Here is a 13,326-nt window from a genome sequence, read left to right as displayed (position 1 = left end):
TATATAAAATGCATCAAATACGACTCTTTCTATCATGGAGGCCCTTATGCGATTCGTGGCTGCATCTATGTGTGTACTGCTGGCGGGGTGTGCGCCGCTTGTGTCCAGCGAAAAGGCAAAACCGGGTGGTGGTGCTGTGGCAGCATCGGGAGTTGCCTATGACTTGCCCAAAGGGTTGGTGCCAGTATTCCTATATGTCGATAAGGATGGAATCGGTGTTTCAATATTTGATTCCCTTACTGTCGGCGACAGTGCGGTGGGCAAAATTCATGCAAAAATCAACGCCAGTCCATTTAATAAAGACGAAGTAAAAATCAGTACTACAAATAAGGAAGTAAGCAAGGGCGACGATAAGGAGATCAATAGGGGGCCTTCGTTCTTGTCGAGTGTAACGACAAATTCCGAATCCCAGATCGTGGCGATTGCGGAGGAATTGGGCAAGTCGATTGGGCGCATGAAACTTCAGAACGCCGTTGTTGATTTCCGCAATACCGTGAGACCCGAATATGAGGACTACTTCGACCCCTATAGCGAAGCTGACATTGCGCGTGTCAACGCGGCGCTGAATGCTGCCGTGGGCCGGGGATTTGAAGCGCTGAATGCCGTTGGCAGCACACGCAGGATGCGGAGCGGCACACTTGCAATCACGGTTCACTACCCTGATGGCAGCAAGCCGAAGGCCCAGCAGCCAAGCGAGTCGGACTTAGAGGCGTGCAAGCAAGGGATTTGTGCCCGTGCGCGCGACAGCTTGATTATCCGCCTTCTGCTGGATGGCCAGGTCCTGGGCAGTAAAGTCGTGCACCCGCCGTCGCCGGGGGTCATGGCATTGCCGCTGCCAGGTTCAGTGTCAAACCAGGACATCGCCATCGCCCTGAACGAGGGCGTTGTTGAGAAGTACGACTTCAAACGCGACAGTGCGCTTTTGCAACTGGTGAAGTTGCCGGGTGCCCTTATCTCCGGGGTCGCGAAGGGCCTGACGCAGGGGTTGACGGACGAAAAGACAGCGCTGGAAGCCAAGAAGGATTTGCTGACGCTAGAACGTGAAATGGCGGCTGCTGACAAGGCAGAGTCCGAAAACAATGAAAATGGCAATCCAGGTTCAACGCCATCGGCGGACAATGCCAACGATCAAGGGCGCACCAGTCCAGCCAACCCCGGCAGTGACGGTGAAAGCCTTCACAGCGCCGAGGCATCTGGGGGAGGTGTGGATGGTGTGCCCATGGGGGGTGGCGCCGGCGGAGCGGCGCCTGGAAACAGCAGCCCGATCGACCTGAGCCAATCGCCGGGTACTGGCGTCAGTGCCGGTCCAGCCAATGCCCTGACCATCCGCCCCTTCTCCCTAGATGTGCCCGGTTTCCCGGTTGCCGTCGAGGCCGGACAGCCGCAGACCCAACAAGGGAAATAGGCTGAGCATCACGCGCGCATTCTCCTTCCGTGACTTCGAGACCGGGGGGAGGGCGCGCGGGGTGAGAGTGTCGGCAGGAGCGGGGATTTACCATGAGGAGACAAGTGATGGCCAAACGCAAATCAACAACCCGAAACAAACCAATTTCCGATTTTACTGTGGATTCGGTTCCGCTTAGCTTCAATGGTGGGATCGAGGCGGAATTACTGGACTTGACAGACAAGTCCGACGCCGTGGATGCCAGCAGGCACATGGTACGGGAGGGGCGGTTCAAGAACAGTTTCATGATGGGAACCAATGGCGGCTCCACCTATGAGCGCATGTTGCGTCCCAGCGCGCCCCATCCGGAATCAGCACTGACCGGGCCGGTCGGACAGGAATCAGCGTCGGGCGGACTCCACAATCTGGGAAGTCCGAACGCCCTGCAATTGATCGCGGATACATCACGCATCCCGGCCCGCTCGGTCGCCCTTTTGAGCATAACACCGGAGAAGGGGCCCATGCGCTATGGCACCGCATGGCTGATCGGTCCTCGTACCCTGGCCACGGCAGCGCACAACCTACTGCATCCGGAAGTAGGTGCGACCCAGGCCATGCTGGTCCATCTGGCATTTGACGGACATGTCGCCAGAGGAGGTACGTACCGCGTCATCGACAATCATTTCCTCAGCGGATGGCGGCAGAGATCAAGCGATATCAGCCCGCTGGATTTTGCTGTCATCAAGATCGAGGACCCTGAGATCGGCAATCGGCGGGGTTGGTTCGGTTTCGCGGATTACGAGGATGCAAAGTTCAACAATATGATCGTGAATGTTTTTGGCCACCCCGCCACCCGCCCCCGTGCCGCGATGTATGGCTCTGCGGGCCGGGTGGTGCAGTCCGATCCGGGTTTCCTCTGGTATGATTGCCAGACGGAGGGGGGGATGAGCGGCGGTCCCGTCATCGCCGTCTTCGGGGAGGAGCGGATTGCCGTCGGCATCCATATTGCCGGCGGTGGCGGCAGCAATAACAGGGGGGCTCGTCTGAACAACGCGGCCTATGACATGTTCATGCAATACCAATCCTGGTGAGGGGCCCAGGCTGTTGTGAGTGTAACACCCCGTTACAAATCCCTACCATCCATTAACCAAGCCCAACGGACAGGTTACACGGTCCCGCCTATGGTGATCCCATGGGCGGTTGGCTTTCGGACGGCTGGACACGCCCCTTTATCAAGTCCCGAACGGACAGGGGTTGGTTATGGATGTCATCAAGCTGGGATTGCGCAATCCGGCGGCGCTGGCGGTTGCGGTGTTGCTGGTGGTGGGGCTGGGAATCTGGTCGGCACTGACCCTGCCGGTGCAGCTGTTTCCCGAGGTCAAGCAGCCGACGCTGGGCATTGAGGCGTCTTGGCGCGCCGCGTCACCGCAGGAGGTGGAGAGCGAGATCCTGGAGCCCATTGAGGATGTGATGAAGGGTCTGCCCGGCGTCACGGAGATGCAGGGCTTTGCCAATCCCGGTGGGGCGTTTGTCAGCCTGGAGTTCGACGCCAAGACCGACATGCAGCAGACCATGCTGGATGTCATCAGCCGGTTGAACCGCATCCCGTCACGCCCCGCCGATGCCGATCCGCCGCGCCTGATCATGGGCGGGGGTGATAATGCCAACGAGACCCTGATCTATTACTTCGTGCAGAAGATGCCGGGGACGACCACGGCCCTGACCGACCATTATCATTACATCATTGAAGATGTGATCCCCCGGATCGAAGCGATCCAGGGCGTGGCGCGCGTGGATTTCGGCGGACAGGCCGAAGCGCCGCAGCAGGAAGTGCAGATCATCTTCGACCCGTTCAAGATGGCGCAATATGGCATCACCATCCCCACCGTTTCCGGTCTGGTCGGTCGCGCGCAGGATGTGACGGGTGGGTTCGTTGATGATGGGCGACGCATCTATACCGTCCGCTACAAGGGCCGGTTCAAGCCGGAACAGTTCAGCGATCTGGTCCTGGAATGGCGCGATGGTCGCCCGGTGAAGCTGGGCGATGTGGCCGAGGTCAAGGTGCAGCTGGGCCGGCAGTGGCAATATGCCTTTCAGAATGGCAATGAGGCCATCGGGTTGCGTGTTATCCGCCGGGAGGGGGCCAATGTTCTGGCCACCCTGACCGAGGTCAAGGACCTGATGGCGGAGCTGCGCGACGGGGAGATGAAGGCGAAGGGCCTGACCAACAATCAGAGCTTTGACCCGTCCGTCTATATCGAGAGCGCCATCGGCCTGCTGACCGGCAATCTTTTGTCGGGCATCCTGTTGGCCGTCGCGGTGCTGTGGCTGTTCCTGCGCCGTACGCAGTTGACCTTGCTGGTCGCCATGACCATTCCCATCTCGCTGCTGTCGCTGTTCGCGGTGCTGTCGATCACGGGGCGGTCGATCAATGTCATCTCGCTGGCAGGACTTGCCTTTGCGGTCGGCATGGTGATCGACAGCGCTATTGTGGTGCTGGAAAACATCGTGCGCATGCGTGACCGGGGCATGGGCAATGACGAGGCCAGCCATGAGGGCACGCGGCGCGTCATTTCCGCCCTGTTCGCGTCCGCCGCCACCACCGTCATCACCTTTGTGCCCATCGTGTTCATGCGCGAGGTCGAGGGGCAGATTTTCGCCGATCTGGCGCTGACCATCGCGGTCGGTGTCACGATCAGCCTGATCGTCTGCGCCACGGTGCTGCCCGTCGCGGCAGCAAAGCTGATGAAGGTGACGCCGCGTATGGCGGGCGAGGCGCGCTGGGTGGAATGGCTGTCGCTGAAGATCATGGATCTGACGGCCACCAACAAACGCCGCGCCGCCGTGATTGCGGGGCTGGTCGTGGTGTCGCTGGGCGGGTCGTATCTGCTGTTCCCGTCCATGTCGTACCTGCCGCCGGTAAAGCGCGACAGTGTCGACGCCTTCCTGAACTTCCCCGTCGGCACGTCGGTCGATCTGGCGAAGGAGGAAGTGGCCAAGGTCGTGGTTGACCGGTTCATGCCCTATTACACGGGCGAGAAACAGCCCAAGGCCAAGAATTTCTACTTCATCGGCTGGCCGGGTGGCGGCTCCATCGCGGTCCGTCTGGAAGACCCGGAGCGGCTGGACGAGATGATGGGGATCGTCAAGAACGAGATCCTGGCCGGCTTCCCCGATGTGCAGGGCTTCCCCAACCGTGGGAACCTGTTCGGTGGGCTGGGCGCGGAGGGCAATGTCTCCATCCTGCTGCAATCCAGCGATCCGGCGGCCCTGTCGGAAGCAGCGTCCAAGGGCTTGGCGCTGCTGCGCGAGAAGCTGCCCGATGTGCAGTCCTGGTCCAACCCCAACCCGGAAATGGCGCAGCCGCAACTGACCGTCATGCCCAATGATCGCCGCATCTCCGAAGTGGGCTGGACGCGGGTACAGGTGGGGCAGGTGGTCCGGGCGCTTGGCGACGGACTGTGGCTGGGCGAGCATTTTGACGGGCAGAACCGGTTGGACATCATCCTGAGGTCGCCGGAATGGACGGGGCCGGAGGAGCTGGAACAGGTGCCGGTGGCGACACCGTCGGGGACCGTGGTGCCGCTGGGCCAGTTGGTCAATGTTTCCCGCGAGGTCGGGCCGTCGGGCATCACCCGCGTCGATGGCCGCCGCACCATCACGCTCAACCTTCAGCCCGGTGAGAATATCGCCCTGGAAGATGTGATGGTGATGTTGAAGCGGGATATTGAGCCGCAATTGCGCGCCTTCCTGCCGGCGGATGGTACCTTGCGCTATGGCGGGTCGGCGGACCGGCTGGATGCAACGGTCGCAGCCATGGGCAAGAATTTCATCATCGCGCTGGGCCTGCTGTTCCTGCTGATGGCCCTGACCTTCAAGTCGGCCAAGGACAGCGCCATGGTGATGATCTCCATCCCGCTGGCCACGGTTGGCGGGCTGGCGCTGCTGGACTTTACCAACCTGTTCACGTTCCAGCCGTTGGACCTGCTGACCATGATCGGCTTCATCATCCTGCTGGGTATTGTGGTCAACAACGCCATCCTGCTGGTTGATGAGACGCGCATGTGCGAGGCCGAAGGCAAGGGCAGGGCGGAGGCCGTGCATATGGCCCTGCGGTCGCGCATCCAGCCGATCTTCATGGGCACGCTGACGACGGTGGCCGGCATGGCCCCGATGATCGTGGTGCCGGGCGAGGGCAGCGTCATCTATCGCGGTATCGCCGCCGTGCTGACCGGTGGGCTGGCCGTGTCCACCGTGTTTACCCTGCTGCTGCTGCCGGCGCTGCTGCGGCTGGGTGAGAAGGACAAGGCGGAGGCGGCGCCAGCCCCGGATTATGGGCAGAAGGTGACGCGGCTGGCGGCGGAGTAATCGAGGCCGATAAGTCTTTCTTCAACGCCTCCCCGGCCTGCGCCGGGGAGGCGTTTATTTGTTGGCGTGGGGGTGGGTAAAATCATCACTATCGCCTATTTTTCAGCTTTACACGCCCGTTACACATCGAAACCCTCACGTAACCGGGTCCTGATTATAAGGAAGCAGTATTCGCCCAGATAAGGGATCGCCACCATGAGCCGCATTCACCAGTCTTTCGCCGCCGCCCTGCTGATCGGTACGTTTGCCCTGCCGGTAGTGGCACAGCAGGCACCGGCGCCTGCCGCCAAGGTGAAGGTGGAGGCGGCCAGCCTGCGGCAGATGGCGCCCGTGCTGCAGGTGCCGGGCAGCGTGATGTCGCGCCAAGATGCCGATGTGGCGGCGGAAGTGTCGGGGCGGGTCACCTGGGTGGCGGAAGCCGGCACCAAGCTGGCGGCGGGCGAGGCCCTGGCGCGTGTCGATGACCGGCTGCTGCGCCTGGAACTGCGCCAGTATGAGGCGCAGATCAAGAGCCTGCAAAGCCAGTTGACGTTCCAGGAGCGCGAGCTGGAGCGCCAGCGGCAATTGGCCGAGCGGGGTACGGCGACCATCGTCAAGCTGGAGGAGGCCAATAGCCGCCGCGACGTTCTGGTCCAGGATCTGGTCCGCGCCCAGGCCAGCCGAGACCGCACCCAGCTTGAGATCGAACGTACCATTGTGAAGGCGCCGTTCGCGGGACAGGTGGCGGAGCGCATGTTGGAGGTCGGTGAATATTCAGCCCCGGGTGTGAAGGTGGCGCGGCTGGTAGCCGTTGATCAGGTGGAGGTGCGGGCCCAGGCGCCGGTTTCCATCGCGCGGCATCTGAGCGAAGGGATCAGCGTCTCCCTGGATGTCGAAGGCCAGCCCGCCCAGGGCAAGGTGACGCGCATCATCGGCATCGGCGAGGCGCAGTCGCGTACCTTTGAGGTGCGGGTGGCCCTGCCGCGCGGGGAGGCGAACTGGATCGTCGGGTCGGCGGTGAAGGTCGGCCTGCCCTCGGCCACGGCCGAACAGGTGGTGGCGGTGCATCGTGACGCCCTGGTCCTGCGCGGGGATGGCACCTGGCTGTTCAAGGTCAATGCCCAGAACAAGGCCGAGCGTGTGGCCGTGAAAACCGGCACCAGCATCGGCGACTGGGTGCAGGTGACGGGCGACATCCGCGATGGCGACCGCACCGTGGTGCGCGGGGCCGAACGGCTGCGTGATGGGCAGGAGGTCGAACTGGACCCTAAGGTGAGTTGATCGGTGATGTAGACGGGCGTTGCCCCACGCTGGTCCTTGATCTTTATGGGCTTTCCCTGGCACCCTGCGCCTTGCGTGGGGACGGGGGATTGCATGAGCGACGGGATTGAATCTGTGGGCGCCATGGCCACGGCGGGCATGGCGGCGGCGGCCATCGAGGGCGAAAGCGGTCGGCACGGGCACGGGGCGCATGGGGACTGCGCCAATTGCGGCACCAAACTGACCGGCAGTTTCTGTCATGCTTGTGGACAGGCTGGCCATCTGCACCGGTCCATGCTGCATATCGTGGAGGAGTTCTTCCACGGCATCCTGCATTTCGACAGCAAGGCCTGGCGTACCCTGCCGCTGCTGGCGTTTAGGCCCGGCAAGCTGACCTATGATTACATCCATGGCCACCGGGCGCGTTATGTAACGCCCATGGCCATGTTCCTGTTCTCTGTCTTTGTCATGTTCATGAGTTTCTCCCTGCTGGGCATCAGCACGAATGTGCCGGTGGCCATACCGGCGGAGGAACAGCGCGAGGCATTGAACCATGCCCGCCAGGGGCTGGAGGAAGCGCGCGCCGATCTGGCCGAAGCCGAGGCGGAACTGGCCCAGGCGTTGAGTGCGGGAGAGGATGTAAAGGCGGAGACCAAGCAGCGCGACCGGGCGCAGCGGCGCCTGAATACCGCTCAGAAATCCGTTGAGGCCATCGATACCGCCCTGGCAGCGGCAGGTGTGGCCATCGTACCCCCGACGCCGCCCAAGCCGGGTGAGAAGCCCGCGGTGCCGGACCTGCCGAAGGTGGTCACGAATGGTCCGGTCACCACCGAAAACCTGTCGGACATGCTGGTCCGCAATTTCGATGAAGACCTGAACATCAATATCGGCGATCCGGAGCTTGAGGCTAAGATCAAGAAGAAGCTGAAGAATCCGGAACTGCTGCTCTATAAGATGCAGAACACGGCCTATAAATTCTCCTGGCTGCTGATCCCCATCTCGCTGCCGTTCCTGTGGTTGCTGTTCTTCTGGAAGCGTGGTGTGGCCATGTATGACCATGCCATCTTCTCGCTCTATTCCCTGTCCTTCATGTCGCTGCTGTTCATCGTGATCTCACTGGTGATCAAGTTCCTGCCGACATGGGAGGGGACGATTGCGTCGCTGATCCTGCTGGCGCCACCAGTGCATATGTTCTTCCAGCTGCGGGGCACCTACCGCCTGTCCAATTTTGGGGCACTGTGGCGGACCGTGGCACTGCTGTTCATCACGCTGATGACCAGCATCACGTTTGTGATCTTCATCGTGTCGATGGGGGTGGCGGGGTAATTTGAGCTTTTACGCGAAATAGGTTAGTCATAGGAGTACAACCTCCCAGGGCAGGTGGATGGTGCGGGTTATCCAAGGTTACTTCGCTGAAGGGCGTCCTCCCCAGCCCGAGCACCTGCTTCGGTCAGGCGCATTGTCGCCGATGCACGGCCGTGCTGCTGGCCACCCGCCGGCCATCCAGCCTCGTCTGGCCGCAACTGACTCCGCTGCGGCCCAAGGGTTCGAGATTGATCCGATCCGGTTGGGTTTGGTCCGGGTTGGGGGACAGCCGTTGCCGCAGACTGTGTTGGCAAAAATGGAGGCTGCCTTCGGTGCGGATTTCTCCGCAGTCCGGGTCCATCAAGGACCACAGGCGGCACGGATCGGCGCCCTGGCGTTTACCACCGGCAACGACATCTATTTTGCGCCGGGCCGGTATCAGCCCGACACGATGCAAGGCCAGCAGTTGCTGGGTCACGAATTAGCCCATGTGGTGCAGCAGCGGCAGGGACGTGTCCGTGCCGGGGGTGCGGGTGTATCCGTCGTGCATGACCGGATGCTGGAGGCAGAGGCCGACAGGTTGGGCATGCGCGCTGCCGCCTTTCAAGTTGGCCCGGCAGGGGCGCGTCCTGCAGCGGTGGGACCGTTGCCCAGACCAGGGTGGCAGCCGGAGGAGGCGTCTACCGCACAGTTGAAGAAGCATTGGACGGCGGCACAACATGAGCAAAGCCGTAAGTTCTGGGAAAAGAAGCATGCGCGAATGGCCCGGCAGCAAGATGCTGCCCGCGCGCGGCATGAGCGGGAGGTGGCAGAGATCCTGTCTCGCCAGCGCATCCACCTGACCGACCTGATTCCCGAGGATGAGGAATACTTCCAGGCATATCTGCGAAGCCGGCCGACCACGCCCATCAATGTTTATCGTGGTGATGGACGCGGTATCACAGCCGAGTCCCTGAACAACTTGGTTGGTGTCACCGGCATCACCCCCGTCGGGGCGCTGGACCTGACCTTTAAGGGTATCGCGGAGCATACCCATTCCAATACGATGCCTGGAGGCGTGATCTCCACGGCGGGCAATAAGGATTGCGCCATCCATTTTGCTGTAGACAAACATAAGTATGGGTTAGTCTATACGATGCAAGTAACTAATTATATTGATGTGAATACGGTGCTGCGCGCCCGCAATTTTAAAATCCGCTTCGAAGCACAGCAGGAATATATCATTCCGTGCCAGATCACCGCAGCCAACATTGTCCGTGTCGAGCTTTATGAAAAGGATCCGTCCCGTTCCACAGACCTATGGACTGGAGGCCGTAGGTTGGCATCCCGTTCAGTGACCGGTGGCGTGCTTCAACCCGTCGTCCCCGGCTGATTGTCCGCTATTGAGCAGGGACGGGGGTGTGACGTCACACACCCCCGTCACACAGTTACCGCCCCACCCGCCGCACATGGGCCGCCAGACCCAGGAAGGCCGGGTAGGGGTGGGTCACCACGTAGGTGGGGATGGGGCCGAGGAAGGCGCGCATGCGGCCCTTTTCCACGAAGCGCTTGCGGAAGCGGCTGTGTTGGAACCAGCCCATGAAGCGGGGGATGATACCGCCCGCGATGAACACACCGCCGCGGGAGCCCAGTGACAGGGCCAGATTACCGGCGACGCTGCCCAGCATGGCGCAGAACATGTCCAGCGCCTCCACACAGATCGCGTCACGCTTGCCCACGGCCCGGTCGGAGATTTCGGCGGCGGTCAGCTTTTCATGCTCCACCCCGTCCAGGAAGCACAGCGTCTCATAAAGGTTCACGAGGCCGGGGCCGCAGACGAGCCGTTCGGCGGAGACATGTTCGAATTGTTTGCGCAACTGTCCCAGGACGGCACTTTCGCGGTCGGTGATGGGGGCCATGGTGACATGCCCGCCCTCCGTGGCCAGTGCGGTGAAATGTCCAGCGCTGTCAGGCACCAGGGCGGAGACGCCCAGGCCCGACCCTGGCCCCAGAACGGCAATGGGGGCGCCGGTGATGGGGTCACCCTCACCCACCTGGACGTAATCTTCCGGCTTCAGTTCCGGAATGCCCAGTGCCACGGCGGTGAAGTCGTTGATCAGGTCCAGGCGGGCCAGACCCAGATCATGGGCCACGGCCTTGATCGAGAATTCCCAGGCCAGATTGGTCATGCGGATCAGGTCGCCCGTCACGGGGGAGGCGACGGCGAAGGTGGCCACCTGCACCTTGCCCACCAGATCCTGCATCTTCAGATAGGTGAAGGCCGCGTCCTGCAAGGTGGGATAATCGGCGCAGCGAAGCACCTGTTCATTATAGGGGGCGCCGGCCGGCCCGACCAGGGCGAAGCGGGCGTTGGTGCCGCCGATATCGGCGATCAGGAAAGGGGCGGTACCGTCGGTCATGGTGTCGTTCCAGGCAGGCGGAGATAGGTGTGGTTTGACGATGGGTCAGGCACTGCGCACGGGGCGCAGGGCTGCACCGGGTTGGCCAGGGGCCGGGCCGGTGGACCCGCGGATGATCAGGGAATGGTCAAGCTGCCGGTGGGGCATGGGGTTCTCCCACACACCCGCATCCTTGCGCTTGATCAGTTCCAGAAGAATGTCGGCGGCAGCCTCTGCCATCTGGATCACGGGCTGGCGGATGGTCACCAGTTGCGGCCAGACCATGGTGGCGATGGGCATGTCATCGAAGCCGACCACCGAAAGCTGTTCGGGCACGGTGATGCCCATGCCATGTGCCACGGCCAGGGTGGCGGCGGCCATTTCGTCGTTGGATGCCAGGATGGCCGTGGGCCGGTCGGCCCGTTCCAGCAGCCGCGTGGCGGCCGGCAGGGCGGAGGCGTAGTTGAATTCACCCACCTCGATCAGGTCGGGCATGGGGGCCAGGCCGTGATCGGCCAGCGCCTCGCAGAAGCCAGCATAGCGCAGGCGCGTGGCGGCATGCTGCGCCTTGCCCTTGATGAAGCCGATGCGCCGGTGGCCCAGATTGATCAAATGTTCGGTCAGGTCGCGCGTCGCCTTCCATTCATCGATGCGGACGATGGGAGAGGTGTCGATATCGCGGTCGGGCGCGATGCGGACATAGGGCACACCTGCCCGTTGCAGCACGCCCAGCACAATGGGATTGTCGGTCACGGGCGGGGTCAGCACCACGCCGGCCATCCGCACCTGATTGACCAGAGCGGCGGCGCGTTCCTCTACATCCGGGGCGTTATAGGCGATTTCTTCGATCAGCAGGTGATAGCCAGCGGCCCGGCAACGGTTCAGCATGCCCAACTGAATGTCGTGCGTATATTGGCCGCCGGTATCGCCATAGAAATGGCCGATCAGGAAGGAGCGTTCGCCGGCCAGGCTGCGCGCTGATAGCGAGGGCTGATAGCCCAGCTGCGTGATGGCCGCCTGCACCCGCTGACGCACCACGTCGCGGACGTTCGGTTCCTTGTTCATGACGCGGCTGACGGTCTTGATCGACACTTCGGCCAGGGCCGCCACGTCATTGATCGTCGGCTTGCGATGCGGCTGCGCCATCTTTGAAAACTCTCCCGGTTTGACCGGTGCAATTGTCTGCTTATTCGGTTGCCGGGTCCACCAAAAGTGGATGAGGTGATCATCGACCGTAGGTCAGGTCGAGGCGTGAGCCGAGCCCTGACAGACAGGGCCATCGGACCTTACCGCCAGGGCTCGCTCCGCTCGACCTGACCTACGATATTGATGCCGATATCACCGTACGCGGCCGTAGCCGTTTTCCAGCGAACCATTGGTGCATTTCAGGCCGAAGGCCACGATCACCAGATAGCAGGCAACCGGCACAATCATCGACAGATGCAGGTTGGTGGCGTCGGCGAACAGGCCCGTCAGCACCGGCACCACGGCCCCACCGACGATGGACAGGCAGAGCAGGCCGGACGCGGCGGGCGTCTGGTCGTCCATATCCTTCACCGACAGGGAGAAGATGGTGGGGAACATGATGGAGTTGAACAGGCCGATGGCGATGGCGGTGTAGGCCGAGACCGGACCCGTGGTGAAGCCCGAGATGGCGGCCAGGAGGGCGGTCATGATACCGCAGAAGGCCAGCACGCGGGACGGCGCGATCTTCGACATGGCAGCAGAGCCGATGAAACGACCGACCATGGCCCCGCCCCAATAGAAGGCGAGATACTTGGTCGCCTGTTCCTCGGTCAGGCCCAGGGTGCTTTCCAGACCCAGGTAATTGATCATCAGCGAGCCGATGGCCACTTCCGCACCCACATAAACGAAGATGCAGAGCGCACCGAAGGCCAGACGCGGATTTTCCTTCAGCGACGGCATGTGCCAGTGGGCGGTTTCACGCCGCACGACCTTTTCCTTGCCGCGCAGCGCCCAGAACAGGGCCGCCACCGCGAACATCATGCCAGCCAGCACGATGCAAGGCGTTTCCAGAACGCGCAGCATGGTGGTGGCAGAGCCCTCACCGGCGGGCACAACCTCTGTCACCGCGTCAAAAATGATGGCGCCGGCCAGCAGGGGGCCGATGAAGGTGGCGACTGAATTGAAGGCCTGCGCCAGGGTCAGACGCTGCGGTGCGGTTTCCGGCGAGCCCAGGCCCGAGGTCAGCGGGTTCATCACGACCTGGATCATCGTGACGCCCGTGGCGATGATGAACAGGGCCAGAAGGAAGACCCAATACTGGGCAATCTCGATGGCCGGTACGAACAGCAGGATGCCCAGGCCGACCGTGACAAAGCCGACAATGGCGCCGCGCAGATAGCCCAGACGGTCAAGCACGCGGCTGGCCGGCAGGGAGATCAGGAAATAGGCCAGGAAATAGCAGAACTGCGTCAGCATCGCCTCGGCATAGCCCAGGCTGAAGGCCGCCTTGAACTTCGCTACCAGCGGATCGACCAGAACGGTCACGAAACCCACGACGAAGAACAGCATGAAGGTAAACGGCAGCATCGAACGGGCCACCGGGAACGTGCTGTCCCCCCCGGATGCGGCAATAGGACCGGACTGCGCCAAGGCGACCTCCCATCGTTTTGATTTTGTCCCGACATG

At 62.1% G+C, this 13,326-nt stretch carries 9 protein-coding genes; 6 read left to right on the top strand and 3 right to left on the bottom strand.

The window, feature by feature from the left end:
• Positions 1-46: 46 nt before the first annotated feature.
• From C0V82_RS24975 to C0V82_RS24950, 6 genes are all read left to right on the top strand, one after another.
• The gene (locus C0V82_RS24975; protein WP_158660198.1) at positions 47-1,405 is read left to right on the top strand and encodes a hypothetical protein; all 1,359 of its coding nucleotides are present in this window, start codon (positions 47-49) and stop codon (positions 1,403-1,405) included.
• A 107-nt stretch (positions 1,406-1,512) separates the two neighbouring features.
• Positions 1,513-2,475: a trypsin-like serine peptidase gene (locus tag C0V82_RS24970; RefSeq protein WP_245924324.1), complete on the top strand. Its 963-nt coding sequence runs from the start codon at positions 1,513-1,515 to the stop codon at positions 2,473-2,475.
• Positions 2,476-2,644: 169 nt separating this feature from the next.
• Positions 2,645-5,752: an efflux RND transporter permease subunit gene (locus C0V82_RS24965; protein WP_102115099.1), complete on the top strand. Its 3,108-nt coding sequence runs from the start codon at positions 2,645-2,647 to the stop codon at positions 5,750-5,752.
• Between the two features lie 195 nt (positions 5,753-5,947).
• On the top strand, positions 5,948-7,012 hold the full coding sequence (locus tag C0V82_RS24960) for an efflux RND transporter periplasmic adaptor subunit (RefSeq protein WP_102115098.1): 1,065 nt from the start codon (positions 5,948-5,950) through the stop codon (positions 7,010-7,012).
• A gap of 93 nt (positions 7,013-7,105) precedes the next feature.
• Positions 7,106-8,317 (top strand): DUF3667 domain-containing protein, encoded by a 1,212-nt coding sequence (locus C0V82_RS24955; RefSeq protein WP_158660196.1) that lies wholly within the window; start codon positions 7,106-7,108, stop codon positions 8,315-8,317.
• A gap of 58 nt (positions 8,318-8,375) precedes the next feature.
• Positions 8,376-9,668 (top strand): DUF4157 domain-containing protein, encoded by a 1,293-nt coding sequence (locus C0V82_RS24950; RefSeq protein WP_102115096.1) that lies wholly within the window; start codon positions 8,376-8,378, stop codon positions 9,666-9,668.
• 55 nt (positions 9,669-9,723) lie between these two features.
• Here the strand turns inward: C0V82_RS24950 and C0V82_RS24945 are convergent, their stop codons facing one another.
• From C0V82_RS24945 to C0V82_RS24935, 3 genes are all read right to left on the bottom strand, one after another.
• Positions 9,724-10,695 (bottom strand): glucokinase, encoded by a 972-nt coding sequence (locus C0V82_RS24945; RefSeq protein ID WP_102115095.1) that lies wholly within the window; start codon positions 10,693-10,695, stop codon positions 9,724-9,726.
• Positions 10,696-10,740: 45 nt separating this feature from the next.
• Positions 10,741-11,820 (bottom strand): LacI family DNA-binding transcriptional regulator, encoded by a 1,080-nt coding sequence (locus C0V82_RS24940; RefSeq protein WP_054169754.1) that lies wholly within the window; start codon positions 11,818-11,820, stop codon positions 10,741-10,743.
• 192 nt (positions 11,821-12,012) lie between these two features.
• Entirely contained in the window at positions 12,013-13,290 is a 1,278-nt protein-coding gene (locus C0V82_RS24935; RefSeq protein WP_102115094.1) for a sugar MFS transporter, read from the bottom strand.
• Positions 13,291-13,326 lie beyond the last annotated feature (36 nt).

It is taken from the genome of Niveispirillum cyanobacteriorum (assembly GCF_002868735.1).
Taxonomy (GTDB): Bacteria; Pseudomonadota; Alphaproteobacteria; order Azospirillales; family Azospirillaceae; genus Niveispirillum; species Niveispirillum cyanobacteriorum.
Note: the sequence above shows the minus strand (reverse complement) of the source record. Positions and strands in the feature narration are given on the sequence as shown.

Excerpts from the sequence above, each read along its gene's own strand:
- C0V82_RS24965 (WP_102115099.1), top strand. The coding sequence starts at position 2,645 with ATGGATGTCATCAAGCTGGGATTGCGCAATCCGGCGGCGCTGGCGGTT.
- C0V82_RS24945 (WP_102115095.1), bottom strand. The coding sequence starts at position 10,695 with ATGACCGACGGTACCGCCCCTTTCCTGATCGCCGATATCGGCGGCACC.
- C0V82_RS24940 (WP_054169754.1), bottom strand. The coding sequence starts at position 11,820 with ATGGCGCAGCCGCATCGCAAGCCGACGATCAATGACGTGGCGGCCCTG.
- C0V82_RS24955 (WP_158660196.1), top strand. The coding sequence starts at position 7,106 with ATGAGCGACGGGATTGAATCTGTGGGCGCCATGGCCACGGCGGGCATG.
- C0V82_RS24975 (WP_158660198.1), top strand. The coding sequence starts at position 47 with ATGCGATTCGTGGCTGCATCTATGTGTGTACTGCTGGCGGGGTGTGCG.
- C0V82_RS24950 (WP_102115096.1), top strand. The coding sequence starts at position 8,376 with ATGGTGCGGGTTATCCAAGGTTACTTCGCTGAAGGGCGTCCTCCCCAG.
- C0V82_RS24970 (WP_245924324.1), top strand. The coding sequence starts at position 1,513 with ATGGCCAAACGCAAATCAACAACCCGAAACAAACCAATTTCCGATTTT.
- C0V82_RS24960 (WP_102115098.1), top strand. The coding sequence starts at position 5,948 with ATGAGCCGCATTCACCAGTCTTTCGCCGCCGCCCTGCTGATCGGTACG.